Raw genomic sequence first — 23,574 nt, 5'->3', positions numbered from 1 at the left:
TGCCGGTACTATCGGTCAAGATTTTTTATGTTTGCGCTATGAATGCAGAATCTCAACGAAAATTTGAACTTTTACAGCAGATAGCAGCGCCGTATAGCGCGCTACTTTATGATGTGGATGGCACGTTGGCCGATAACATGCCGGCCCACAAGGCTTCATATGTTGCCACGGCCGCCGAATACCTTATTGATCTGGATGGAGACATCGTTGAAGAACTTGCTGGGTGGCCTACAGTAGCTGTGGCCGAAGAAATAGGTCTACGTTACGGAAAGGAAATAAACATTTTGGAGTTTGCAAAGCGTAAATCTACCGTCTTTATAGAACAATTCATTCAACATACACTTCCTGTAGACTACGTCTTGCAACATCTTTTAGCAAATGTAGGTCATAAAAAGATCGGACTCGTCTCCGGTGGCTCGCGGTCAACGTTGAACATTACGCTAAATGTCATCGGTTTAATCGGGAAATACGAGACGTTGGTTTGCGCCGGCGATACGCCTGAAGGCAAACCATCTCCTCAACCCTTTTTACTGGCAGCTGAACAGCTAAACGTAGCTCCACACGAATGCTTGGTCTTTGAAGATGGCAATCCCGGCGTTCAAGGCGCGATTGCAGCAGGAATGGGTTGGGTAAGAATAGACGAACTTTAGTTAGTCAGTTTCATACCCAACGAATGGTCGACAAGTATCTGCGCTTTTGCGAATGTATTTGTTTTAAAAAGTGGTAATTACACGAAGCCCACCGTTGGTGTAATCCATATCAGCGCTTTTAAACTGTCCTATAGGAATCTTCACAAAGGGTTCTATAGATAGTTTAAAAGATTTGCTCAATTTGGTTTTTCTACCGATGGAGAAATTCACAAACCCACCAAATCCATTCGTGTTGACATTATTTGCTTCGGCCTGCAAGGTACGCTCGACCGCCATCGGTTGATTGGTAGGCTCGCCAGAGTCTGAGGCGCTGGAATATGTCGGAACGCCGCTATACTCCGTAATATGGTTAAACCGCTCTTGGGAAAGCACGACGGCGTACGAGACACCGCCAGTGGCATAGAATTGCCGACCAACGTTATATTTCACTTCGAGCGGGATGTCCAGCGTTTGCACTTTGCCTGAGACGGAATTTAAATCAGGTAATAGAAGGTTGCTTGTGCGGTAAGGTACATCGTTTGACACCAGAGATGCGCCGCCGCCTGTTGACGAGGGCGAATCGAAACGCGTATCACCACCGTTAACCGATCCGAGGTCTGCCCCCAGTATACCTACTTCATATTGATTAAATGAAGCACCAGTGCGTAGTGCCAACTTATCCGATAACTGGTAAGCAAGCACAAGCCCCCCTCCCACATCAAAAGTTTGATTTGTTGTAGACGGACTGACAAATGCGCCTAATTCAAATTTATTATTAAAACTAAACCGCTTCGGTTTTAGATCCAAGGAAGTTTTTTCACGAGTAGACTGTTGCGTATTCTCTTGCTGTGCTAAAACAAACGCATCACTCAGGTTTGATTCATATCGCGCCTGTTGGCCGTCATCATCCTTGAAATGCGAAAATTTAGGCAGCAGATTTAATTCAAAATTTATGGTTGACCGCTCCCCTGCCCAAGGCCGCATAGCCAGTGTTAGTGAACTAGCGTCCAATGCCAACAAATTTGCAGAAGATCGTGCGTCGTTCTGCAATATACTTTCTACATCTTCTTTATAGATCCCGCTTGGGGTTATAGCCGATGGCGGGAATGCGGCCTCTCCCAACATCTGCTTCTGCTCTCCGGATGGTGTTAACGAATCAGCGTTCTTCGTAGATACTTCTTTTGTTTTTGAGGAAGACTCCTGCTGTACAACAACATGACTTGCTTCGTCTTTGTTAAAAAGCAAAAATGTGAAACTACCTACAACTAATGCAGCTGCGGCAGCCCAATACACCGGCAATAACCGAGCAGTCTTCTTAGGCTGATATTTAGCCTTATAATCCTCCCATGCTCCCGTGCGATAAGGAATCTCATCAGCAGTCTTAAGCCGCTCTTTGATAACCTCAATCAGTTCTTTGTTGTTGCTTTCTTCCATCTTTCCCCCGCAATTACATATGTATATTTTGCGAAACAGTAAATTCTTCTATGTATAACTTTCTCAACCGTTGCTTAGCTCTCGTCAAATACGTCCTTGACGTGCTCTCCGGAATACTCAGCATTTCACCAATCTCTTCGTGTGAATACCCCTCTATCTCAAATAAATTAAAGATAGACCGTTGTATATCGGGTATTTTATCCAGCAATTTCAGAATATCTTCTACACCCAACTTATCACTTATAACGGTACTGTGCATTTTTATATCTTCAGCGGAAGTATCGTCAAAATATTCCATCGGCTTCTTGCTTCGAAGCATATCGATCGATGTATTAACAGCTATACGTGCCAACCAAGAGCGAAACGTTTTTTCTAATACTTCATCATCGGCATGTTTTTCAAAACTTTCGCTTTTTCGAAATACCTTTACAAACGACTCATTGACTACTTCCTCCGCATCCATCTCGGCGTTAACATAACGAAGAACGACAGCCATTACATATCCGTAGTATTTCTTGTAAATGAAAGATTTTCCTCGTTCGGATTTTTCCAAAACACAGTCGTCCAATGCCTCCCGAAGGGACAAAAGAGTTTCTCTTTTCCAGTATTGCCGAATGCTCTTCATTTAATCGTCTGCTCCGATAAGCCAATTTAGCGAAATAATCTTTTACTAGCCGAACAGCGAACTAAAATTTCATCATACCCTCGATCTTATAAATTGCTTAGATAACGCAATCTTTGATACCGATGCTACAGCTGAAAAAAAAATAAATCCCCGACGCTGATTGTTTTAGAACGTTAAATAGTGTAAATTGCTTTCAACAGAAATAATACGTTGAGCTCATGAGAATTTTGTTTCCTACTGATTTTTCCGATGCGGCCAATAATGCCTTTGTATATGCCTTGCACTTAGCGAAGGATCTTAAAGCCACAATCTATGTTTTGCATACGTATATGCAACCTGTTTTGACGGCTACGCATGGTGGTCAGCCCGAAATTGTTCCGGAAGTTTACGAAAACTACGAATTTCATCAATTTGAGAGCTACAAAAGGCATACGGAATTGCTGCGAAGCATAGCTTTGGAGAAAGACCTAGCGCAGATCCCACTTACATTTTTATTCGAAGAAGGTACAGTGGTCGCCAATGCAGAAGAAATAATAGAACGGGAAAAAATAAACTTTGTGCTGATGGGCACCAACCGCGCGCAGGGTTTGATAGACAAGATATTTGGTTCAAATACATTGGGCGTAATACGTGGCGTAAGAGTACCTGTACTGTCGGTTCCTAAGGAATCAAATTATAAACGCATCGAGGAAGTCATCTTTACGACCTTATTCCGTGATAATGACGAGGCGGCGCTTCAAGAAATATTCGACATTATCCGCCCTTTTGGTGTCCGAGTGAAATGCGTATACGTGCATAAAGAATACAACGCAGAGGTGATCGGTATTTCGGAGCGTTGGCGAAAGAAATTTCAAGAAGAAAAGCTTGAATTTGTCTTTCTGGAATACAAGGAGTCTATAGAACACACGGTGAATGTGTACATCAATCAGTATGGCGCCGATCTCCTATGTGTTGTAAAGCGAAATAGAAATTTTTTAGAACGGATTTTCACATCGAGCATTAGCAATCGTCTTCGCGTACATGCAAATATGGCGACACTTGTTCTGCAAGAAGGTGATGACCCCGGAAACTTTTAAGATGGAACAACTACTTACACTTTTTAGCAAACATCAGCTTCTGAAGCAGCCAGCTGAAAAATATACCTTATTGGTCGATGAAGGCCAAATCACTAACGGCGCATTGTTTTTTCTTTCCGTAAACGGTAAAACGTATAAGGTAATTATTAAAGCACCCTATCATGAAACGTTATTAGCGAAAGGTACGCCAACGATAAAAGAGGTGTTGGAGCACCGCGAAGCCATGTATTTGAAATAAGCAACAAAGCAGTTGAAAACCAATAGATAGTCTTTGAAACGACGCTGTGTTTGACACATTCCCTGCCATAACCTACTAAAAATTTCGTTCCAACCGGTTTAATAGGCCAAGCTTGCCCTATCAATAAATTCAAAAAACATTTTCACATTTCATTAGTACCTATTATTTTTGCTCTTCAACCTTTTAAAATGTATTACTGCACAATGCAATTCAGTAATACGCGCAAGTTCGACTGTATACGCTATCTAAACTAAATGACGAAGAAAAAAATCTTGATTTGCGATGACGATTTCGGCATCGTCAATATGCTTGAATTAATGTTGGAAGATGTGGATGCAGAAGTCATATGCGAGACGAATAGCAGTGCGATTTTTGATCGGCTTAGCCAAGAACGTCCCGACATATTTATTGTAGACCTTTGGATGCCTGTTGTAACAGGTGATGAAAGTATCAAGTTTGTTCGGGGGGAAGAAATGCTGAAAGAAACGTTTATAATCTGCATTTCTGCCAGCCGAAACGGCTATGAGGTGGCTTTAGAAGCTGGCGCTAATGTGTTTCTCGCTAAACCCTTCGATATGGATGAATTGTTAGACACCGTGAATGAAGCATTAAAGGCCGCTCAGTAAATCCTGTTCGAGGGACAAAGACAATATGAGGTCGGAAAACAGTAAGGATGCTTTTGCCTCATTGTTGAAGGTTCAGCAGCGCAATATGAATCATCTTTTATTAAATAATATTAGATTAAAAAAAAGGCCTCTCACCCCTATTGAGACTGATTTTATATCCACTTTTTTTTTCGTTAAGAAGATTTATTTTATCTATATTTAGCTAAAATTCTTAATCTATGCTTACTTCGGATCAGGTATTATATGATGTGCTCCGTTATGCCCCGGATGCAATAGCTGTTTTCGATAGTAGAGAATTAAGAATTGCGTTTGCCAACGAGTCCATGCTCCAGATTTGGAATAAAAAAGATGACATCATTGGAAAATCTTTTGTAGATGCCTTTTCTGATTCGAAAACACAATCTTTCATAGAAATTCTTCAAAAAGTATGGGACAGCTCTGAAAGTAGCGCGTTGGAACTCGTCGCCTTCCCGATTGTAGATGCTGGACAGCTACAAACCCGCCATTTTAACTTTGAATTTAAGGCATTGCCAGATAAGAATGGCCAAACATATTCCATTATACAATCCGTTAAAGCAGCGTTTCCTGAAAAAAATGTATCCAAAGCCCCGCTTTTCAGCGGTGAGATAGATGAGCTAATTGTCCAGGCGGAATTAGCGAAAAGATCGCAAATTGGTCTATTCGATCTAGATATCAAACAGAACGTACTCCTATGGGATCAACGCTGCAGGGATTTGTTTTTTGTCTCAGCTGCTAAAAAAGGTGGATCTCCTTTAGATTTTCTTAATGGTGTTTATCAAGCTGACAAGTTACGCGTCATAAAAGCCATGTCCGAAGCGTATGAAGAGCAAACTAAGCAGGGAGAGTTCAATGTCACCTTTCGTACCGGAACGGATAGTCAGGGCCTACTCAAACGCGTCCATGCGCTAGGCATGGTGTACTTCGACGAGAAACATAACCCCGTCCGTCTGGTAGGCTCTGTACGGGATATCAGCGACACAACAAGCGCTATGGACGCACTTCGAAAACGAGATGTAGAATTCCAGCAGGTAAATAAAGAACTCGGCAGTCTCAATGAGGAGTTGATGGCTCTAAACAAGGAATTGGAAGCCTCTAACCTGAACCTGATACAAGCAGAGGAAGTATCACGCTCGCTGAACAATGAGTTGCAATTCGCATTCGACAAGCTTAAATTGAACGAAGATCGTATGAATTTAGCAATACAATCGGCAGAGCTTGGTACATGGACATTGGATATCGCCGAGGGAAATGTTTTTTTTGATGATCGAACGAAAGAGATGTTTGGCTACCTACCTGGAAACTCGATTGCCTATGACAAAGTGCTTCGCTATATACACGACGATGATCGCACGTTTGTTGACCAGGCGGTGCAAATGGCCATCAACCCTAAATCTGACGGGCTTTATGAAGTTCAATTTCGCACTGTTGGGGCGACAGACGGCCGATTGAGGTGGCTGCACTGCAAAGGTAGGGCTTATTTTGACGAGCTGAATCAACCGATGCTTTTTTCGGGCACGGCCCGAGATATAACCGACGTTACTCTCGCTCAGGAAAAGATTGACCACTTCAACAACCTTATTGCTGAAAAAGAGAAGATTCAACAACTTATTGTCGATTCGGCACAAATCGGAACCTTCACCTTCAATTTAAACACAAAGGAAATACAACTCAACGCACACGCCCGCGCCATGTTTGCTTTTGATGCTGAAGAGGAAATTATTACAAATGAAATATTGGAAGCCTATATGTTGGTAGCTGAAAGCGCCATGCACGATGCTTACTTACATAAAAAGCCTTGTGATTACAGCTACCAGCTCATAGACAAAAGATCTGGTAAAACAAAATGGCTGCGATCTTTCGGTAGTGGAACAGCAGATAATGACGGCCTAGGCCATACGTTTTACGGAGTCATTATTGATATTACGGCACAAAAAGAAGAAGAGCAAAGGAAAATTGACTTTCTAAGCATCGCAAGTCACGAACTTCGTTCCCCACTGACCTCACTTTCGGGGTATCTCCAAATTTTGATGCTCAAAAGAAACCAAATGGACGATGAGCGGGTTCATTCCATGGTCGTCAGTGCGACTAGACAGGCTGAGCGTATGCGCTTGCTGATTGATAGCTTTCTCGATATTGCACGCGTAAACGAAGGTAAACTACAGCTTCGAAGAAATACTTTTGACGCCAATGGACTTTTTAGCGATATTAAAAAGACCCTTTCGGAAACGGTTTCTTCTCATATCTTCATTTTTGAGGATTACACGGATAAACTTTCCCTCTATGCTGATCGCGACAAATTGGAACAGGTGATCATTAACTTTGTCAATAACGCCATCAAGTATGCACCTTCAAAGACATCCATTCATATACATGCGGAGCAAATGGGTGCTAATTTGATCACGCGGGTTATAGATCATGGAAGTGGCATATCAATAACCGAACAGGCCAAAATATTTGATAGATTTTATCGGGTAGAAAACACCCAGAACATACATGTTAATGGTTTCGGGATAGGGTTATTCATCTCCAAAGAAATTATACGTCTTCATGACGGCGAAATAGGCTTGATTAGCGAAGAGGGTAATGGCACTACATTTTGGTTTTCCATTCCTATTATAAACGCAGAAAACCTACAGCCCGAATAAAATAGCATCCCACCTTCAAAAAATTAGTTTTTCGCTAAGAAACACGGTTATTAGCTTATCTTTGGCCAAGATTTAATATAAGCACATCGTGATCAACGTAAATAATATTTCAGTATCGTTCGGAGGAACTACGCTATTCAGTGATGTATCATTCTCTATTAATGAAAATGATAAAATAGCATTAATGGGAAAAAATGGTGCCGGTAAGTCTACCTTATTGAAGATCATTGCAGGCGTTGGTAAACCGACTACCGGCAATATTTCCGGCCCCAAGGAAGCTATAATTGCTTACTTACCCCAACACTTGTTAACGCGGGATAATGTTACTGTTTTTGAAGAGACATCCAAAGCCTTCGAAGAGGTTTACCTCATGCGGGATGAGCTCGAGTCTTTGAACGAACAGCTCAATACACGCACAGACTATGAAACGGATGAGTACATGCAACTGATCGAACGTGTATCCGAATTAAGCGAAAAGTTTTATTCTATCGAGGAAACCAATTACGATGCCGAAGTGGAAAAGGTGTTGAAAGGGCTCGGCTTTGAACGATCTGATTTTGGCAGGCAAACGTCTGAATTTTCAGGAGGCTGGCGAATGCGCATTGAGCTGGCCAAAATATTGCTAAAAAAACCCGACCTGATTTTACTCGATGAGCCAACAAACCACATGGATATCGAAAGTATTCAGTGGCTGGAAGATTTTTTAGTGCACTCGGCGAAAGCTGTTATTGTGATCTCGCATGATCGGGCCTTTGTAGACAACATCACGAATCGTACAATTGAAGTCACAATGGGCCGCATTTATGATTACAAAGCAAAATACAGCCACTATTTGGAACTACGTAAAGAAAGACGCCAACACCAGCTAAAAGCATACGAGGAACAACAGCGATTTATCGCCGATAATCAGGAGTTTATAGATCGTTTTCGAGGAACGTATTCTAAAACCTTACAGGTGCAGTCGCGGGTTAAAATGTTGGAAAAGCTGGAAATCATTGAAATTGACGAGGTTGACACCTCTGCCCTACGCTTAAAGTTTCCGCCATCGCCCCGCTCGGGGCAATACCCGGTTATTGTCGAAGAATTATCAAAGGCCTATGGAGATCACGTCGTTTTTAAAGATGCTTCCATGGTTATTGAACGTGGAGAGAAGGTTGCTTTCGTTGGCAAAAATGGAGAAGGAAAATCTACGATGATTAAGGCCATCATGGGCGAGATAGCGTATGATGGATCGCTAAAGGTCGGCCATAATGCAAAGATTGGTTATTTCGCGCAAAATCAAGCGGCGCTGTTGGACGAGGAACTTACTGTATTTGAAACGATAGATCAAATTGCCGTAGGTGACGTTCGGGTGCGTATCAAAGACCTTTTGGGTGCATTCATGTTCAGTGGTGACGACACAACAAAGAAAGTGAAGGTGTTGTCTGGCGGTGAAAAGACGCGGTTGGCCATGATCAAATTACTGCTGGAACCGGTGAATGTCTTGATATTGGATGAGCCGACGAACCATTTGGACATGAAAACCAAAGACATTATAAAAGATGCACTGCAAGATTTTGATGGCACGCTAATTTTGGTTTCACATGATCGTGATTTTTTGGATGGCTTAGCAAAGAAAGTATTTGAGTTTGGCAACAAGCGCGTTCGCGAACATTTTGAAGACATCAAAGGCTTCTTAGAATATAAAAAGATGAGTAGTTTAAAAGATATTGAGCGTTAAGAATGGAGCAACTACGCATCGCTCAGGCTATAAAGAAGTCGTTTGTCATCAGCTAATAAACGACTTCTTTGTCGCTATCCCAAGCCTCAAGCATTGTTTGTAGAAAATGGTACTCCTGAGAAAATGCACCATCGAGTATCCCAAATCGCTCTCGAAATTGCATAAAATATTTCCTGGCCTTCTCATTTCCAGAAATTGTAGCGATAAGTAACCGCCCTGCAAGCGTCATGTTGTATTCATTAGGAATAGAATCTGCCTTTTCATATTGCACCAGCACATCGTTGATTTCGCTTGGTTCGTATTTTCGCACTTCTCTGTTTAATTGTAGCGTTCGGTGTAGTTCACCTTCATTCATCGTTATTTTCTCTATTAACCAAGCCACATCCTGCTGTGCAAAATCTACACCGATCGGTAAACTTGCTATCTGCTCAATAAATAGGGTATCCTCAACGCTACGAACCTCACACAATAAACTAGCATCCCAAAAATCTATTAGCGTGCCCGACCCGCAAACGGTAAGTACAAATTCTGAGAAAAGCTTGCGATTATCATCGTCTACTTTATAGCCACATAACGCAATAGATTCCCCCGATGAAAATTGAAAGACCGCTTGCGGCTCAGTCGGCGCGAATTTGTTCGCTGGACATTCGCAATTTTTGCTATTATTTTGTGCAAAAAGAAACGCTCCCGTACATAGCAGCATAGACAATATTAGAAGAGGTTTAGTTATCATACTTAATTAGATAGACATTCGTCGTTTCAACAATTTGAAATGAAGATTGTTTTTCAAATGTTATTAGCATGCGCCAAGATTAAGTTTTAGTCCAGATCTATTTGGACATAAACGTTAATATGGTTCGTGTGCTATCAGACAATCCGTTCTTTGTTAACTTGCTCGGTAAAAATCTACAAATTATTGTACGTGCGGGCATTTTTATAAGAAATTCGTCACAAAACTGTGAGCACCATACTTTCCTTATTTTCGATGTAATTTTTTTTTGAATATTTTGTATAATTGCATCGACAAATACCAAAGAATGCTCCAGTATTTACGTAATACATTTTTTGTACAGCTGTTAAGCACTTTCCTTCTTGCGCTATTGGCATTGAAGACTAGTGGCTTATTATTTAGCGTATTTCCCGACAAAAATTGTATTATTTCGAGCATGCCAATCGATGCAGATGCATCCGAGACGGATGAAAGTCACGAGATTAAAAAAACGTCAGGCAAATTGGTTTGTTTGCTGTCAGATTATTTTCAAAATGTTCCTGTTAAGGAACGAAGCATATCATCTCTCAGAAAAAAGCCTAATATTCTATTTACGACAGATCATTTCGATAGTATTCCCTCCCCGCCTCCCGACAACTATGCCGTGTAATCATTTTTTACTTAAGTAACTGTAAGAGATGAAATTGACAAGATTTCTAAAAATTTAAATTTTATTTATGGCGAGTAAACACGGTAGTCATACGCCTTTGCAACGATTGCTTAGACTTCTTCATCCTGAACGCAAAACGATCAATTACATATTTCTATATGCCATTGTAATCGGTGCTTTTAGTTTAACTATTCCGGTAGGTATAACGGCTATTTTCAATTTATTAAATAACGGGGCAATGTATAGCTCTACCTATATCCTTATTGCCTTTGTAATCGTCGGAGTAGCCATTGCAGGGATACTACTTATCGGGCAAATGAGTTTGGTTGAATACTTGGAACAAAAGATTTTCTTAAAATCTGCGATCGAATTTGCTTATCGGTTACCGCGAATCAAGGCCTCAGAGTTGGTAGATGAAAATCTCGTTGAGTTGGTTAATCGCTTTTTTGACGTTATAATTATCCAAAAAGGTATCATAAAGCTTCTGATAGATATTATGGCTGCCATAGTGACGATATCTTTCAGCGTAATTTTATTATCCTTTTATCACCCCGTATTCTTAACCTTTGGATTGGTCGTAATCATTGCTATTGCAGTTGTGCTCATCGTTTACTACCGACACGGTTTGACCACCAGTATTCAGGAATCCGAGTATAAATATGAAACCGTAGCTTACCTTGAAAATGTGGCCGCCAATATTGAGAATTACCGCGGCAACCCCGCAAAAATGCAAGAGGTGGTTTCGCAGACAGATTTTATTAGTAGCAAATACTTACATTCCCGCAATGACCACTTTAAAGTGCTGAAACGCTTCTTTGCAAGTTCGGCAATTATACGAACCCTCCTCTTTGGCGCTATGCTTCTGTTGGGTTCTTACTTTGTGGTTGAACGCCAGATGACCTTCGGTCAATTTGTGGCTGCTGAAGTCGTTATCGTGCAAATTGGCTACGCTATCGAAAAACTGTTCATGAATTTGAACACTATTTTTGATATGTTAACCGGTAGCGTCAAGCTTGGCGCGGTTACCGATTTAGCGTTGGAGGAGGACGCAGATCCATATGGCAGATAGAAAATACAGTATCGATAAGTTTGTTGAATGGCAAGAACTTTCCCAGCACGGTAAAGATCAACTGCTAAAAGAGAAAGGTTCTATATTTCTGGGACGCTTGATGCTCATTGCTTCTATTATCTTTGTTATCGTTTTGTTTTTGCCTTGGCGACAAACGATTCCCGGCAAGGGCTCCGTTACGGCTTTAAGGCCTGAAGATCGGCCTCAAACTGTTCAAAATCAGATTGGCGGTAGAATAGAACATTGGGCTGTGCGAGAAGGGCAAGAAGTAAAAAAGGGTGATACGATTTTAGTAATTTCAGAAACAAGCCAATCGTACTTCGACCCGGAGCTTCCGGAACGTCTGCAAGAGCAACTACTGGCGAAGCGAAGCGGCGAAGATGCCGCGGCGCAGAAGATGAGAGCAACAGAGGCGCAGATTGATGCCTTGGGGGCAGGATTGCGTTATCAACTTGAGGCCGCGCAAAACAAGGTGATCCAAGCACGTAATGTTGTTAAAATTGACAGCGCAGATCTCGTGGCGACGGAAACTATGTATGCGACGAGTGTGTCCCGTCTAGAGCGCTACGAACGCGGTTACCAAGACGGCCTATTCTCGCTTACCGATATCGAAACACGACGCCTTAATCTGCAAAATGACCGAGCCAAAGTTGTTAGCGCTGAAAACAAACTGACCAACTCCAGGCAATCATTAACGAATGCCAGCATTGAGCTTGATAATATACGGGCTAAATACAATGAATCTTTGGCCAAAGCACAATCCGACCTTAGCTCCGCCCTCTCGTCGAGAGCAAGCGTGCAGGGAGACATTGCAAAATTGCGGAATGAAATCACGAATATCGATATTCGACGAGGACTATATATTGTAAGAGCACCGCAAAACGGTTTTATTGTAAAAACGTTGAAAGCTGGTATTGGCGAGAATATAAAAGAAGGTGAATCCGTCGCCACACTACAGCCGCGAGAGCCACAACTAGCCGCTGAGATTTATGTTAACGCGATGGATGTTCCTCTGATCTTGAAGGAGAGTAACACGCGGTTGCAATTCGAAGGATGGCCTTCGGTGCAATTTTCAGGATGGCCATCCGTAGCGGTAGGAACCTTTGCCGGCAAGGTGACTGTCATCGATAAAGTCAGCAGTTCAAATGGGCAATACAGGCTACTAATCCGACCGGCAAATCCCGTTCCGGAAGGTGACGAAGAGTGGCCACAGCAGCTGCGCTTAGGGTCAGGTGTATATGGCCGGGTAATCCTTAACGCTGTCCCGCTCTGGTATGAGATATGGCGCCAATTAAATGGCTTCCCGCCAAGTTTGGAGCGTGAACCGAAAGAAGAGGTATTAAAATAATAATCCGCATGATCAAGTTTTGGAGATTACTCCTGCTATGCTTATCGCTATTTGGATCACAGGCAATTGCCCAGGAGTCTGAAACGACTAATACAAATCCGGTGTTCACGTTAGTGGATCTGGAAGAGCTCTTGATGGCGCATCACCCGGTAGTCAAGCAAACGCGTTTGCTCAGTGAGACGGCCCGCGCGCAGGTTTTTCAAGCCCTCGGAAAGTTTGATCCGGCCCTATATACCTCATTCAATAACAAACATTTCGGTAATACAGCTTACTACAACCACTGGTCCAGTGAACTAAAGGTGCCGTTATGGCTGGCCGGCGCAGATTTAAAGGTCGGTTATGACCGAAATGTAGGCGCGTATACCAATCCGCAAACGCGAACCAATAATGCAGGACTATCTGCAGTTGGTATTAGCATCCCACTTGGGCAAGGCCTCTTTATAGATGGCAGACGGAATACGCTTTGGCAGGCTGAGGCGATGGTTGACTATGCGGAAGCTCAAAAAATTAAAGAGATCAATAGCATTTGGTTCGAAGCCGTTTCAGATTATTGGGATTGGTACTACGCATATCGGCAATACACGCTTATTGCTGAAGGCGTCCGCCTCGCGGAGACCCGCTTTCGTGCGATCAGTGAGCAAACTATATTAGGGGATAAACCGCCTATAGATTCCATTGAGGCAGCGATTACAGTACAAGAGCGTCAAATGGAACTTGCAAAATATGAAATTGAACTAAAAAACACACGTCTGATATTGTCCAACCACCTATGGAACCCAGAGCAGAGACCCGTGGAATTACCTGAAAGTGCAATGCCAGACACGATCGCCCATAATAGCCTTACCCCTAATGCAACAATACTCGTGGACTTACTAGCGCAGGCTGAAACCCTTCACCCGGAAATTCTGCAGCTGGAAAGCAAAGAGCTTCAATTATCTATTGAGGAACGCTATCGTCGGGAAATGTTGAAGCCGACACTAAACGTATCCGGAACATTCCTATCAAGCCGGAGGAGCTTCAATGAAACGCTGCCCCCACACTATGATTTTAACTGGGGTAATTACAAACTGGGGGTAGACTTTGCGTTTCCCATCTTTTTGCGCGCAGAACGCGGTAAGCTGCGGGAGGTACGGATTAAGCAAAACGAGCTCCGTTATGACCAAGTTATTCTAGGTCGTAATATAAAAAACGATGTAACCCTAAAGTATAATGATCTGACGGCCTATAGTCAGCAAATTCGACTCCAAATTGAGAATATAGCCAATCAGCAAATTTTATTGCAGGGAGAACTCCAAAAGTTCGATTTAGGTGAAACAACCCTATTCATCATCAATAGCAGGGAAAGCAAACTAATTGATATGCAAATCAAACAGGAGAGTCTGATTATGAGTTATCAAAAAACGTTGGCGGAACTCTACTACAAAGCCGGGACGAGGCTTTAAATTTCATCAAGCAAAACATTCAACTCAAGAAAGACTTTGTTGCAAGGAAGCTTCCTGACCGGGCGGTCAGGAAGCTTTAATGGTGTTAACAACCATCAAGTGTAGTTAATAGTGTGTGTGATTACATAAAATTAAAACAAATAAAATTCAAAAAAAATTTTAATAGTATTTTTTTTATAGAAATATTGAAAAGAATGTTAAATAGTTCGTTTTGAAAATATATTAACCCCAAAACAGCTATTAGCGGCAATCTTTCCCTTAATACTATAGTGGTATATAGTTGGCCGACAAATGTAGAAAAACGCCATCCAATACTTTCCCAAGATAGCCTCGCCCCCTATGAAGATTAAAATAATGAAAACATTATGTAGCTAAAGCCATTCTTATGGTAGAAATGGTATAACATATTAAAAACAGGATATGAAAAAGGTAGCATTAATTGGCGCGACAGGCTTTGTCGGATCAGCAATTTTACGGGAACTTACTACACGCAACTATACGGTAACGGCAATTGCGAGAGATGTACAAAAAATCAAATCAGCTTCCAACGTTATCGCTGTTCAAGCTGATGTTATTGAAGATACAGCCCTTACTGCAGCCTTAAAAGGGAATGATATTGTTGTGTCTGCATTTAATTCAGGTTGGTCGAATCCATCAATCTATGATGATTATCTAGCCGGTGGGCGCGCTATTATTCACGCTATTAAGGAAGCCGGAATAGCGCGAGCTTTATTTATTGGTGGCGCCGGTAGTTTGGAGATTGATGGCAACAAGTTAATCGATGCCGACGATTTCCCTGAAGATATAAAACAGGGTGCAAAAGCGGCTTCGGATTACCTTGAAATTGTAAAGCGGGAATATGACCTGGACTGGACCTTCTTTAGCCCAGCCATTGAAATGAATGCTAAAAGCTCCGGGACGCGAACCGGCAAATATAGAACAAATTTGGACAGTCCCGTCTTCGATAAAGATGGGCATTCTCGATTGTCTGTTGAAGACCTTGCAGTAGCTATTGCAGATGAACTGGAAGACGCAAAATTCATTAAAAAGAGATTTACGGCCGGATACTAAGGATTTTTGTCTATTTTACATCATGGTAAATTATATCCTTGCACTCTTTCTCTGCGTCTGTATGTACTTCACTGGTTACGCACAAAAAACCGATAGAAAATTAACACATAACCTCAAAGACTTAGTGGCAGGTTTTGAAGGAGAGATTGGCATTTATGTGCACCATTTAAAATCCAACAGGACCGTTGAAATTTCCGCTGACAGTATTTTCCCCACCGCCAGCATTGTGAAAGTTCCGCTTCTTGTCGGTGTTTTTAATAAGATAGATTCCGGCGCTTTAAAATTAAATGCGAACTACCGCTACACGCTAGAGCGCGAATATGGTGGGTCTGGCCTTATGCAATTATTTAAAGATAGCGCGGAGATTGATCTTAGCACGATGATATCGCTAATGCTAACCTATAGCGATAACGTAGCCTCGATATGGTGTCAAGAACTCGCCGGCGGCGGTCAGGCTATCAATCCGCTTATGGAGAAACTTGGACTTAACGAAACGAAGGTTAACTCTAGAACCACGGGTAGGGAAAAGTTATGGAAACAATACGGTTGGGGACAAACAACGCCGCGGGAAATTGTAAAATTGATGACTATGATCAGGCAGGGAGAAATTTTCTCACCCCGCCTTTCCAACAAAATGTATCGGTATTTAAAAAATCAGTTCTACAACGAGCGTTCGTTATCACAGTTTCCTGCCTATGTCGCTACAGCCTCTAAAACTGGCTCTGTAGACGCTGCGCGCGGCGAGGTGGTATTCGTACATGGCCCGTCAGGTGATTTTGTGTTTGCCGTATTGACTAAAGACAACAAGGATCAACGCTGGACCCGAGATAATACCGCCGAAGAGTTGACGCGTAAAATTGCGAACACCATTTGGAATCATTTTGAACCCAAGCATGAATTCGCACCCTTTGACCTTATTGACTAAAGTCAGCTCTAATACATAAGATTGGAGTTCCGCAGCGGGTTAGGCGGTAACCAACTTTCCCAGTTGCTGCCACTCCTGGAAGCTTCCTGGATATACAGAAAGTGGCTGAACGCCTCGACTAGCCAAATACGAGTATGCCACAGAAGCGCGATCTCCAGCTTGGCAATATAGGATGATGTGCCTACCAGCAAATTTTTGCAAATCTTCTTTATATAAGTGGCCAACAAAGCTATGTATTGCGCCCGGAATGTGGGCTCTATCATATTCTTGCCTGCTTCGAACGTCCACTAGCAGATAATCGTCGCTAGTCATCATTTCCTCCACTTCTCCTGATGTTAAAAGCTGTACCGATTCCTGAGCATCGGCATCGCTAACAGTTGATATAAAGCCTACTATACGATCGAAACCAATGCGCATGAGCTTACGTGTAATTGCTTCGTGCTCCTCTTCTTCCGCAATAATTGCCAAGGAATTTGTAGCGTCAAGCAGAGATCCTATCCAAGTGGCCATAGAATTGTTATGCTGAATATTCAGTGATCCCTTGATATGTGCGGCTGCAAATTTAGTTTTGTGGCGGGCGTCGATAATAAGGTCTTCTTCAGATAGATCCGCACGATTCAAAAGCGGATGAACAGGCACCTTCGTAAGCAAAGGACGTGGCATACGATTTAACTTTTTCATCGTAGCAAAGTAGCGTGGTACTTCTGGTTGATCCTGCAATAGATAGGCTTCAAACTTGCGATAATCATGCGCATATTGCAAAGCCCAATTTCTGATTTTTTCGTATCCGACGGTGCTACAGGGAACTGCACCAAGCGCTTTGCCGCAGGCAGATCCCGCTCCGTGCCCTGGCCATACCTGAACATAATCCGGCAAGTCGATAAATTTTTGTAGCGAGTTAAATAGGGCTCTTGCTCCTTGTTCTCTTGAGCCCACGACGCCAGCGACCTCCTCCAATAAATCCGGACGCCCGACGTCACCTACGAAAACGAAGTCGCCGGTAAAAATCATAACTGGCTCGTCTGATGCAGAATGATCACGAAGTAATAAACTGATACTTTCCGGCGTATGGCCGGGCGTGTGCATAATTTCCAACGATAAATTTCCGACCTTGATAATACTCCCGTCAGATAATCCTACGTGCGGAAACTGATATTGCCATTCTGCATCTCCCTCATCTGATAGATAGATAGAAGCAGCTGTTAGCGTGGCCAGCTCGCGTGTGCCCGATAGAAAATCAGCATGAATATGCGTTTCAACAACATGGGTAATTTGCATATGCTGTTGCTTAGCGATTTCCAAATAGGTGTCAACATCTCTTTTAGCATCGATAACAATAGCCTCTTTTGTCGCCTGACAACCTACAAAATAGCTTGCTTGGGATAAAGTCTTATCATAAATTTGTTGAAAAAACATACCTTTCTATTTTTTATCTATTTTTTATTAATTAAAGCTGGGGCATCACCCCGTCCCCAACGGGGACTAAGAAGATTAAATACAATTCGCTTAAAAGAATATAGACGGATAAGCATAGGATCAAATAACCAAATACACTTTTTAAAACCGATCCATCAATCTTGTTTGAAAGCAAAAATCCACCAAATATTCCCATTATTGCAAAAAAAGTGTATCCGCAAAGAACGAACCAATCGAAATCTTTCGCCTTCTCTACATCGCCAAGCATTCCGAATAGTGAATTAACACTAATGATCAATAAGGATGTCGAGACGGCTTTCCGCAACGGAAGTTTTAGTAAACTCAATAAAGCCGGCACAATTAAAAATCCTCCACCTGCACCCACTACGCCGGTAACAAGTCCTACCACCACGCCTAATACCGTGGTTTTTGTGCTATTGGTTTCTTTCTCCGTCATGGTGTATTGCGCTAGTGACTTGTCGCTCACAATCATAGAAATGGCGGCAGTGAGCATAATCAAAGCAAAGATAATCATCAGAAGTACGGACTGATGAATCTCAAATGCACCGAAATGAATTGTCTCTGGTACGAGGGGCAACAAATAACTTCGCGTAAGAAACACGGTAAGTAAGGAAGGAATCCCAAAGCGACAAGCTTGCTTTATGTCTATCTCGCTATTCATAAACCCACGGACGGCACCAACTACTGACGTGGCTCCCACCGCGAAGAGCGCGTAGGTCGTCGCCATTACAGGGTCAACGCCCATCACATACACGAAAACAGGAACAGTCAATATCGTACCACCGCTGCCTATTAAGCCTAATGTCAATCCTATAAAAATCGCGAGCAAAAATCCGGCTATCATACTTGCGCCATGTTTGAGCGAAGCTCACCTGCAAGTAATTGCTTCCAAAAATCCATAGTCTCTAATTATGAAACAAAGTTCTCATAATTATGGAAATTTTTGAAAGTTTTTATCAAAAAAATTTATCCTTGTAATACTTATGGTGATCGTCGAGCACTTTTTTGCTCCGATTCTTTACATCTTGGGGCATTTCTTTCCAATGGACGTCAAACACCGTCCTATAAACATCTTCTTCATTACCAGCTGGGTAGTGAGCTGTTGCTTTAGCCTTGATTAATATACCGTTCTGAACTGCTCGCGGAAAGTAATAGACTATTTGTTTATATGGTTTTGCATCAAGTCCATCACTTTCTCCCATGTAACTCAAATAAAACTCGGGAAGTCCATCTTTATCAGCATCCTCGACGAAACAATTTTGGTAGTCGAATTCCGGCCAATATAGCGGATTCCCGAAATCTTGAAAACGTACTTTTTCCAAAAGCCCCCCGTGGTCTTCCGCAAACACAAAAGCACGTAAATCACGGTTAGCAGGATCGTCATTGTCTTTCGTTTTCTTTTTGAAAACAAAGTAAAACATCCCGAAGCTGCTTTTAGTAGCAACTATCATCGTCGTATTACCAAATTTCTCGTGCATGTATCCACCAACATCCTCATAGCGATAAGACGTTTTGCTTTCAAAATCCTTAGCATCTTTGGGATAGTAATACGTTGTCTCTAAAGCTTTGTGCTGGCAAAAAAGAAGCACGCTTGGAAACGATAATAATAACAATAAATAAAACCTTGTCATGATATGCTGTTAATGGTAGCATTTAGCGAATGTTTGCGAGTCATGCATTATGTGTTTGCACGGTTGGGTATACGAAATGAACCGAATAACCGTTTTGGAGCGGATCAGTTCATTTCGCATTTTAACTCATCACGTCAACGACTTAATCTGCATTGCCTGCCGCATTTCCGGCTAGGTCGCCTCCTGAGCTTTCTGCATCTTTCTTCTTATCCGTTTCTTTAATATCCGTTTTATCTTCCGAAGGCTGTTTTTCGTCCTTATCAGGCGAAACAGATGTGTAATTTTCTTTTTCATTTTCCGCAATTCCACGTTCCTGTGGAGTTTGTGGCTTATTATTTCCGTTGTTTTCCATATCGATATTTTTTTAGAGAACGCCCGTTTAGTAACAATGGTTTGGTGTAGTTGCATCAAAACATATCTAAGGGGGCCGAAATCACCGATTCACAAATAATATCAACTATTTAATCGTGGGCATTGTTCTATGACCGGACTTAAGGGAAGATGAATGGGAAATAATACGAAAACTATACATGGCTTATCCGACAACAAGCAGATACCAAAGGTGATGGAACCGCAAATATTGGCGGCACTATCCCATTATCCAGAATTGAAAGACACTTGCGTGCGCTTTATTTTCACGCAAAAATTGAAAGGATCTATTATGGCGGCAAGACCCGTCGTTGGTTCACTGCTAGGGCCAAAGAGCAAAAGACAATATGATGTTTTGATAAGCCCCGTTTTTAAACTGCAACACAGCATTGAGCCTATACACCAAATTGAAGACGATGTGTTGATCGGTTGGATAGGACATGAGCTGGGACATGTGATGGACTACGAACGACGAAGTACGCTTAGCATTGCCAAGTTCGGATTGTTGTACTGGCTCTCAAGACGCTTTATACGAAAAGCGGAGCGAGTTGCAGACACTTTTGCCGTTAACCGCGGCATGGGGTCATACATTATTAAGACCAAGGCATTTATTCTTGGACACAGCGGTCTTTCAACTCGTTACAAAAACAAAATAGCGCAACTGTACCTTTCACCGGATGATATTGTGGCACTTATCAATGACCTTGAAACTGAAACATCTGTACGAAAAGAAGAAATTTTGGAGGATGAGATAAAGAGCGAACAATAAGCTTATTTAAGGTAATTTAAGCCGACGTACGTCTACCGCTATAAAACTACTATATGGCAAAGCGAATTGCACTTATTTTCATCCTTCTCCTCATCGGGGATATTTATTTCTATCAAGCTTTCTCTACGTTAATTTCGAATACTGCGTTTCACTATATTTATTGGGGATTAGACGCAGCCATAATCTTATGTTTGTCATTACTGCTATCCTTTCCAAAACTACGGAAGAACAGCACGAAGTATATCCCTACGATCATGTCAGCGATGCTGATACTTTTCATTCCAAAATTGGTATCCATTCCTTTCTTGGTATTAGAAGACATTGGGCGGGCTTTAAACGGGTTTCCTTCACGAAATGCATACGTAAGCGAGGTGGTGGTAGCTTTGGCAGCAATCCTTTTTGCCTTGATTTTATTTGGTTTAACACGTGGAAAACATCACTATAAAGTGCGCAAAACCACGATCTATTTCCCGGATTTACCAAAATCATTCGACGGATTTAGCATCACCCAATTATCCGACATACACGCCGGCAGTTTAAAAAGCCAGCGTGGCGTCCAAAGAGGCGTTAACCTTGCCAACGCTCAGGGTAGTGATCTGCTTCTCTTTACCGGCGATCTTGTCAATAATGCTGCTGAAGAAATAAGGGGTTGGAAAAATACCTTCTCCCAGCTTGATGCTCCATACGGGAAATTCGCCATCCTCGGAAACCACGATTATGGCGACTATATGGCCTGGGAAAACAGCACAGCCAAACGCCAAAACCTGGATCAACTTAAACAGAATCACAGCGATATGGGCTTTCGTTTATTACTAAACGAATCAATAACATTGACAAAAGATCAGGACAGCATACAGTTGATCGGTGTGGAAAATTGGGGTAAAGGTGGATTTCAACGTTATGGCGACTTATCGAAAGCTACCGCAAATTTGCCGAAAAACTCCTTTAATATTCTAATGTCACATGATCCCTCCCATTGGGACGAAGTCGTGTTACAGCACCAAGATCCCATACAGCTCACATTATCTGGACATACCCACGGCATGCAATTTGGTTTCGAAATCAACAGATTCAAATGGAGCCCTATTCAATATTTCTACAAACAATGGGCGGGTCTTTATCAAAAAGGTCAGCAATATCTCTACGTTAACAGAGGATTTGGTTTCCACGGGCTAAAAGGGCGAATTGGAATGTGGCCGGAAATAACCGTCTTGGTATTAAGACGATCCGCATAAATTTACTCATACGGCTTTTTGCTTCATTGATATTTAAGCGTTATTGATAAAAACATCGATGAAGACTTAAAATAGATAAAATAAAATTGATTAATCTATCTAAGTAGCCATATCTGATCTACCCCTACTTAATGAGGATTTGATAAGCTATTTTTGTTAAAACACTTTGTTACTTTTTTCCGTTTATGTTGATAGATTAGGTTACTTTTGCCTAACTTTAATAAAAGAAGAAATCCTATGGAAGACAAAAGCAAGAAAGTCACGGTTCTTTACGTTGACGATGAGGAGAATAACCTGATTTCTTTTAAGGCGACCTTCCGTCTTAAGTACGATGTTTTCACTGCTATCAGTGGTGCGAAGGCTATAGAAATTGTTCGGGACAATACAATCGATGTCATCATTACAGACCAGCGAATGCCGGAAATGACGGGTGTCGAGTTTTTAGAGGAAATTATAAAGATTGATCCCGATCCGATGCGTATTTTACTAACGGGCTATACGGATATGGCTGCTGTTGTCGATGCTGTCAATAAGGGAAAAATCTTCCATTATCTAAATAAGCCTTGGAGTGAAGAAGAACTGGATCAAACTATCCAACGTGCTTATGAATTGTATGCAGAGCGGAAGCAGATTTTAGAGACGTATTCGAAGCTGGAAGTTTCAAATGAACAACTGGAATTTTTGCTCCGTCAAAAATTACTTTCGTAAATTTAGGCAAGGACGCATCAACACATCAAAATCGGTTTATTTGACTACTCCTTAGCTTTATTTTGATGGAATAACGACTTTGAATGTGGTGCCCGATCCCAGCTTAGATTCAACTTCAATGCTCCCTTTCAATTTCAGTAGCGCACTTTGAACATTGTACAATCCAAACCCCATTCCCTGGGCCTGATCACTAGCTCTAAAAAATAGCGTAAATATATCATCTAGATGCTCCTCAGGAATCCCTATCCCCGTATCACGAACAGTAATTACCGCTTCGCTGTGTGCTACTTTCACGGCAAGTTCAATTGCCTTGCCATCAAAATTCTGCCGTTGGTATTTGAAAGCATTAGAAAGTAAATTATGCAGAATTAGCTCCAGAACGACCTTATCACTTCGAAAAACACTATTTTGATCTACATGCGTTGTCAAGATGACCTCGTTACTCCTTGTTGATACTTTATAGAATTCCCCTATATCCTCAAAGAGTTGCGTAAAGTTTATGTCAGAGAGCGTAAGCCCTCCTCTACGCAGCAGATAATAATCGCGCAGGCTATCGATATACGCGTCCAGCTTGGTCAGTGAATCGACCATTAATCCTAATAATTCATGGATGTGCTCCACTTGATCAAACTGTAGCGCCAGCTTTACGGCCGAAAGCACGCCTGATAGCGGATCGCGAAGATCGTGGCTCACGCTATAAGCAAATTTATCCAGCTCATCGTAGGCTTTTCGCAATTGCTCATTTTGAATATCCAAAAGAGAATTTGCTACGTAAAACCTGTCTGCTTCTTCGATCGAAGAGATAATTTCTTCTTCGACCCAAGGCTTCCGAACAAATCGAAATATATGCCCTTTGTTAACAGCATCAACAACGGTCTCCATATCTGCATAAGCAGTTAGCAAGATGCGTATGGGTCTGGGGTATTCACGTTTAATGCGCTGTAAGAAGTTTACGCCAAGTTCGTCTGGCATGCGTTGGTCGCAAAAGATAATTCTAATATCTGGGTTTTCGGCCAAAATGTCCTCCGCTTCGCGCGTGCTGGATGCAATGTAAATATCATATTGATATCTAAAGTTGGCTTTAAAACCTACCAAATTATTTATTTCATCATCAATATATAATACCTGTATTTTCTTTTGCATAGTCCAACAACTCTAAAATGCTAACTTGTGAGCG

Annotated in this window: 22 protein-coding genes; 14 read left to right on the top strand and 8 right to left on the bottom strand. The window is 42.0% G+C overall.

The window, feature by feature from the left end:
* The first annotated feature begins 38 nt into the window (after positions 1 to 38).
* Positions 39 to 650: an HAD family hydrolase gene (locus DI53_RS16280; RefSeq protein WP_037502186.1), complete on the top strand. Its 612-nt coding sequence runs from the start codon at positions 39 to 41 to the stop codon at positions 648 to 650.
* A gap of 63 nt (positions 651 to 713) precedes the next feature.
* Here DI53_RS16280 and DI53_RS16275 read toward each other — a convergent pair whose 3' ends face one another.
* Positions 714 to 2,063, bottom strand: a complete 1,350-nt coding sequence (locus DI53_RS16275; RefSeq protein ID WP_037502182.1) for an outer membrane beta-barrel protein — start codon at positions 2,061 to 2,063, stop codon at positions 714 to 716.
* A gap of 13 nt (positions 2,064 to 2,076) precedes the next feature.
* Positions 2,077 to 2,688 carry an RNA polymerase sigma factor gene (locus tag DI53_RS16270; RefSeq protein WP_037502180.1) on the bottom strand — a complete coding sequence of 204 codons (612 nt, stop codon included), beginning with the start codon at positions 2,686 to 2,688 and terminating at the stop codon, positions 2,077 to 2,079.
* A 218-nt stretch (positions 2,689 to 2,906) separates the two neighbouring features.
* On the opposite strand from DI53_RS16270, the gene DI53_RS16265 reads away from it, so the two are divergent.
* The 5 genes from DI53_RS16265 (at position 2,907) to DI53_RS16245 (ending at position 9,014) form a co-directional block, all read left to right on the top strand.
* Positions 2,907 to 3,764, top strand: coding sequence for a universal stress protein (locus DI53_RS16265; RefSeq protein WP_037502177.1), 858 nt, complete (start codon positions 2,907 to 2,909; stop codon positions 3,762 to 3,764).
* 1 nt (position 3,765) lies between these two features.
* The gene (locus DI53_RS16260; protein ID WP_037502174.1) at positions 3,766 to 4,002 is read left to right on the top strand and encodes a hypothetical protein; all 237 of its coding nucleotides are present in this window, start codon (positions 3,766 to 3,768) and stop codon (positions 4,000 to 4,002) included.
* A 254-nt stretch (positions 4,003 to 4,256) separates the two neighbouring features.
* A complete protein-coding gene (locus DI53_RS16255; protein WP_037502171.1) occupies positions 4,257 to 4,628 on the top strand; it encodes a response regulator in 372 nt (123 codons plus the stop codon).
* A 218-nt stretch (positions 4,629 to 4,846) separates the two neighbouring features.
* The gene (locus DI53_RS16250; RefSeq protein WP_037502168.1) at positions 4,847 to 7,294 is read left to right on the top strand and encodes an ATP-binding protein; all 2,448 of its coding nucleotides are present in this window, start codon (positions 4,847 to 4,849) and stop codon (positions 7,292 to 7,294) included.
* Between the two features lie 88 nt (positions 7,295 to 7,382).
* Positions 7,383 to 9,014: an ABC-F family ATP-binding cassette domain-containing protein gene (locus DI53_RS16245; protein ID WP_037502165.1), complete on the top strand. Its 1,632-nt coding sequence runs from the start codon at positions 7,383 to 7,385 to the stop codon at positions 9,012 to 9,014.
* Positions 9,015 to 9,066: 52 nt separating this feature from the next.
* On the opposite strand, the gene DI53_RS16240 is transcribed toward DI53_RS16245, so the two are convergent.
* The gene (locus tag DI53_RS16240) at positions 9,067 to 9,747 is read right to left on the bottom strand and encodes a hypothetical protein (protein ID WP_131555331.1); all 681 of its coding nucleotides are present in this window, start codon (positions 9,745 to 9,747) and stop codon (positions 9,067 to 9,069) included.
* Between the two features lie 713 nt (positions 9,748 to 10,460).
* Here DI53_RS16240 and DI53_RS16230 point away from each other — a divergent pair.
* From DI53_RS16230 to DI53_RS16210, 5 genes are all read left to right on the top strand, one after another.
* Positions 10,461 to 11,462 carry an ABC transporter transmembrane domain-containing protein gene (locus DI53_RS16230; protein WP_037502157.1) on the top strand — a complete coding sequence of 334 codons (1,002 nt, stop codon included), beginning with the start codon at positions 10,461 to 10,463 and terminating at the stop codon, positions 11,460 to 11,462.
* Positions 11,452 to 12,810, top strand: coding sequence for an HlyD family secretion protein (locus tag DI53_RS16225; RefSeq protein WP_052072493.1), 1,359 nt, complete (start codon positions 11,452 to 11,454; stop codon positions 12,808 to 12,810). Before DI53_RS16230 ends, DI53_RS16225 begins: the two co-directional genes overlap by 11 nt.
* Positions 12,811 to 12,818: 8 nt before the next feature.
* Complete coding sequence (locus DI53_RS16220; protein ID WP_037502154.1) at positions 12,819 to 14,252, top strand: TolC family protein; 1,434 nt, start codon at positions 12,819 to 12,821, stop codon at positions 14,250 to 14,252.
* Positions 14,253 to 14,672: 420 nt separating this feature from the next.
* Positions 14,673 to 15,323, top strand: coding sequence for an NAD(P)-dependent oxidoreductase (locus DI53_RS16215; RefSeq protein WP_037502151.1), 651 nt, complete (start codon positions 14,673 to 14,675; stop codon positions 15,321 to 15,323).
* A 22-nt stretch (positions 15,324 to 15,345) separates the two neighbouring features.
* Positions 15,346 to 16,248 carry a serine hydrolase gene (locus DI53_RS16210; protein WP_037502148.1) on the top strand — a complete coding sequence of 301 codons (903 nt, stop codon included), beginning with the start codon at positions 15,346 to 15,348 and terminating at the stop codon, positions 16,246 to 16,248.
* 39 nt (positions 16,249 to 16,287) lie between these two features.
* Here the strand turns inward: DI53_RS16210 and DI53_RS16205 are convergent, their stop codons facing one another.
* The 4 genes from DI53_RS16205 to DI53_RS16190 all read right to left on the bottom strand — a co-directional run bounded on the left by DI53_RS16205 (position 16,288) and on the right by DI53_RS16190 (position 19,668).
* A complete protein-coding gene (locus DI53_RS16205; RefSeq protein ID WP_037502143.1) occupies positions 16,288 to 17,664 on the bottom strand; it encodes an MBL fold metallo-hydrolase in 1,377 nt (458 codons plus the stop codon).
* 31 nt (positions 17,665 to 17,695) lie between these two features.
* Positions 17,696 to 18,529 carry a sulfite exporter TauE/SafE family protein gene (locus tag DI53_RS16200; RefSeq protein WP_052072492.1) on the bottom strand — a complete coding sequence of 278 codons (834 nt, stop codon included), beginning with the start codon at positions 18,527 to 18,529 and terminating at the stop codon, positions 17,696 to 17,698.
* A 112-nt stretch (positions 18,530 to 18,641) separates the two neighbouring features.
* The gene (locus DI53_RS16195) at positions 18,642 to 19,316 is read right to left on the bottom strand and encodes a hypothetical protein (RefSeq protein WP_052072491.1); all 675 of its coding nucleotides are present in this window, start codon (positions 19,314 to 19,316) and stop codon (positions 18,642 to 18,644) included.
* A 142-nt stretch (positions 19,317 to 19,458) separates the two neighbouring features.
* Positions 19,459 to 19,668 carry a hypothetical protein gene (locus DI53_RS16190; RefSeq protein ID WP_037502138.1) on the bottom strand — a complete coding sequence of 70 codons (210 nt, stop codon included), beginning with the start codon at positions 19,666 to 19,668 and terminating at the stop codon, positions 19,459 to 19,461.
* A gap of 153 nt (positions 19,669 to 19,821) precedes the next feature.
* Between DI53_RS16190 and DI53_RS16185 the strand changes: the two genes are divergently transcribed.
* From DI53_RS16185 to DI53_RS16175, 3 genes are all read left to right on the top strand, one after another.
* Positions 19,822 to 20,454, top strand: a complete 633-nt coding sequence (locus tag DI53_RS16185; RefSeq protein WP_052072490.1) for a hypothetical protein — start codon at positions 19,822 to 19,824, stop codon at positions 20,452 to 20,454.
* Between the two features lie 53 nt (positions 20,455 to 20,507).
* Complete coding sequence (locus DI53_RS16180; protein ID WP_037502132.1) at positions 20,508 to 21,689, top strand: metallophosphoesterase; 1,182 nt, start codon at positions 20,508 to 20,510, stop codon at positions 21,687 to 21,689.
* A 237-nt stretch (positions 21,690 to 21,926) separates the two neighbouring features.
* Positions 21,927 to 22,397, top strand: a complete 471-nt coding sequence (locus tag DI53_RS16175; protein WP_037502126.1) for a response regulator — start codon at positions 21,927 to 21,929, stop codon at positions 22,395 to 22,397.
* A gap of 57 nt (positions 22,398 to 22,454) precedes the next feature.
* Here the strand turns inward: DI53_RS16175 and DI53_RS16170 are convergent, their stop codons facing one another.
* Positions 22,455 to 23,540, bottom strand: a complete 1,086-nt coding sequence (locus DI53_RS16170) for a sensor histidine kinase (protein ID WP_037502123.1) — start codon at positions 23,538 to 23,540, stop codon at positions 22,455 to 22,457.
* Positions 23,541 to 23,574 lie beyond the last annotated feature (34 nt).

The sequence above is a fragment of the Sphingobacterium deserti genome (assembly GCF_000757725.1).
In the GTDB taxonomy this organism is placed as follows: Bacteria; Bacteroidota; Bacteroidia; order Sphingobacteriales; family Sphingobacteriaceae; genus Sphingobacterium; species Sphingobacterium deserti.
This window is presented reverse-complemented; position numbering and strand designations above follow the sequence as displayed.

What these genes read in the sequence shown, in the direction of transcription:
- DI53_RS16215 (WP_037502151.1), top strand. Translation starts at nt 14,673, where the DNA reads ATGAAAAAGGTAGCATTAATTGGCGCGACAGGCTTTGTCGGATCAGCA.
- DI53_RS16190 (WP_037502138.1), bottom strand. Translation starts at nt 19,668, where the DNA reads ATGGAAAACAACGGAAATAATAAGCCACAAACTCCACAGGAACGTGGA.
- DI53_RS16250 (WP_037502168.1), top strand. Translation starts at nt 4,847, where the DNA reads ATGCTTACTTCGGATCAGGTATTATATGATGTGCTCCGTTATGCCCCG.
- DI53_RS16240 (WP_131555331.1), bottom strand. Translation starts at nt 9,747, where the DNA reads ATGATAACTAAACCTCTTCTAATATTGTCTATGCTGCTATGTACGGGA.
- DI53_RS16255 (WP_037502171.1), top strand. Translation starts at nt 4,257, where the DNA reads ATGACGAAGAAAAAAATCTTGATTTGCGATGACGATTTCGGCATCGTC.
- DI53_RS16275 (WP_037502182.1), bottom strand. Translation starts at nt 2,063, where the DNA reads ATGGAAGAAAGCAACAACAAAGAACTGATTGAGGTTATCAAAGAGCGG.
- DI53_RS16180 (WP_037502132.1), top strand. Translation starts at nt 20,508, where the DNA reads ATGGCAAAGCGAATTGCACTTATTTTCATCCTTCTCCTCATCGGGGAT.
- DI53_RS16205 (WP_037502143.1), bottom strand. Translation starts at nt 17,664, where the DNA reads ATGTTTTTTCAACAAATTTATGATAAGACTTTATCCCAAGCAAGCTAT.
- DI53_RS16200 (WP_052072492.1), bottom strand. Translation starts at nt 18,529, where the DNA reads ATGATAGCCGGATTTTTGCTCGCGATTTTTATAGGATTGACATTAGGC.
- DI53_RS16195 (WP_052072491.1), bottom strand. Translation starts at nt 19,316, where the DNA reads ATGACAAGGTTTTATTTATTGTTATTATTATCGTTTCCAAGCGTGCTT.
- DI53_RS16175 (WP_037502126.1), top strand. Translation starts at nt 21,927, where the DNA reads ATGGAAGACAAAAGCAAGAAAGTCACGGTTCTTTACGTTGACGATGAG.
- DI53_RS16265 (WP_037502177.1), top strand. Translation starts at nt 2,907, where the DNA reads ATGAGAATTTTGTTTCCTACTGATTTTTCCGATGCGGCCAATAATGCC.
- DI53_RS16270 (WP_037502180.1), bottom strand. Translation starts at nt 2,688, where the DNA reads ATGAAGAGCATTCGGCAATACTGGAAAAGAGAAACTCTTTTGTCCCTT.
- DI53_RS16185 (WP_052072490.1), top strand. Translation starts at nt 19,822, where the DNA reads ATGGGAAATAATACGAAAACTATACATGGCTTATCCGACAACAAGCAG.
- DI53_RS16170 (WP_037502123.1), bottom strand. Translation starts at nt 23,540, where the DNA reads ATGCAAAAGAAAATACAGGTATTATATATTGATGATGAAATAAATAAT.
- DI53_RS16220 (WP_037502154.1), top strand. Translation starts at nt 12,819, where the DNA reads ATGATCAAGTTTTGGAGATTACTCCTGCTATGCTTATCGCTATTTGGA.
- DI53_RS16225 (WP_052072493.1), top strand. Translation starts at nt 11,452, where the DNA reads ATGGCAGATAGAAAATACAGTATCGATAAGTTTGTTGAATGGCAAGAA.
- DI53_RS16260 (WP_037502174.1), top strand. Translation starts at nt 3,766, where the DNA reads ATGGAACAACTACTTACACTTTTTAGCAAACATCAGCTTCTGAAGCAG.
- DI53_RS16280 (WP_037502186.1), top strand. Translation starts at nt 39, where the DNA reads ATGAATGCAGAATCTCAACGAAAATTTGAACTTTTACAGCAGATAGCA.
- DI53_RS16230 (WP_037502157.1), top strand. Translation starts at nt 10,461, where the DNA reads ATGGCGAGTAAACACGGTAGTCATACGCCTTTGCAACGATTGCTTAGA.
- DI53_RS16210 (WP_037502148.1), top strand. Translation starts at nt 15,346, where the DNA reads ATGGTAAATTATATCCTTGCACTCTTTCTCTGCGTCTGTATGTACTTC.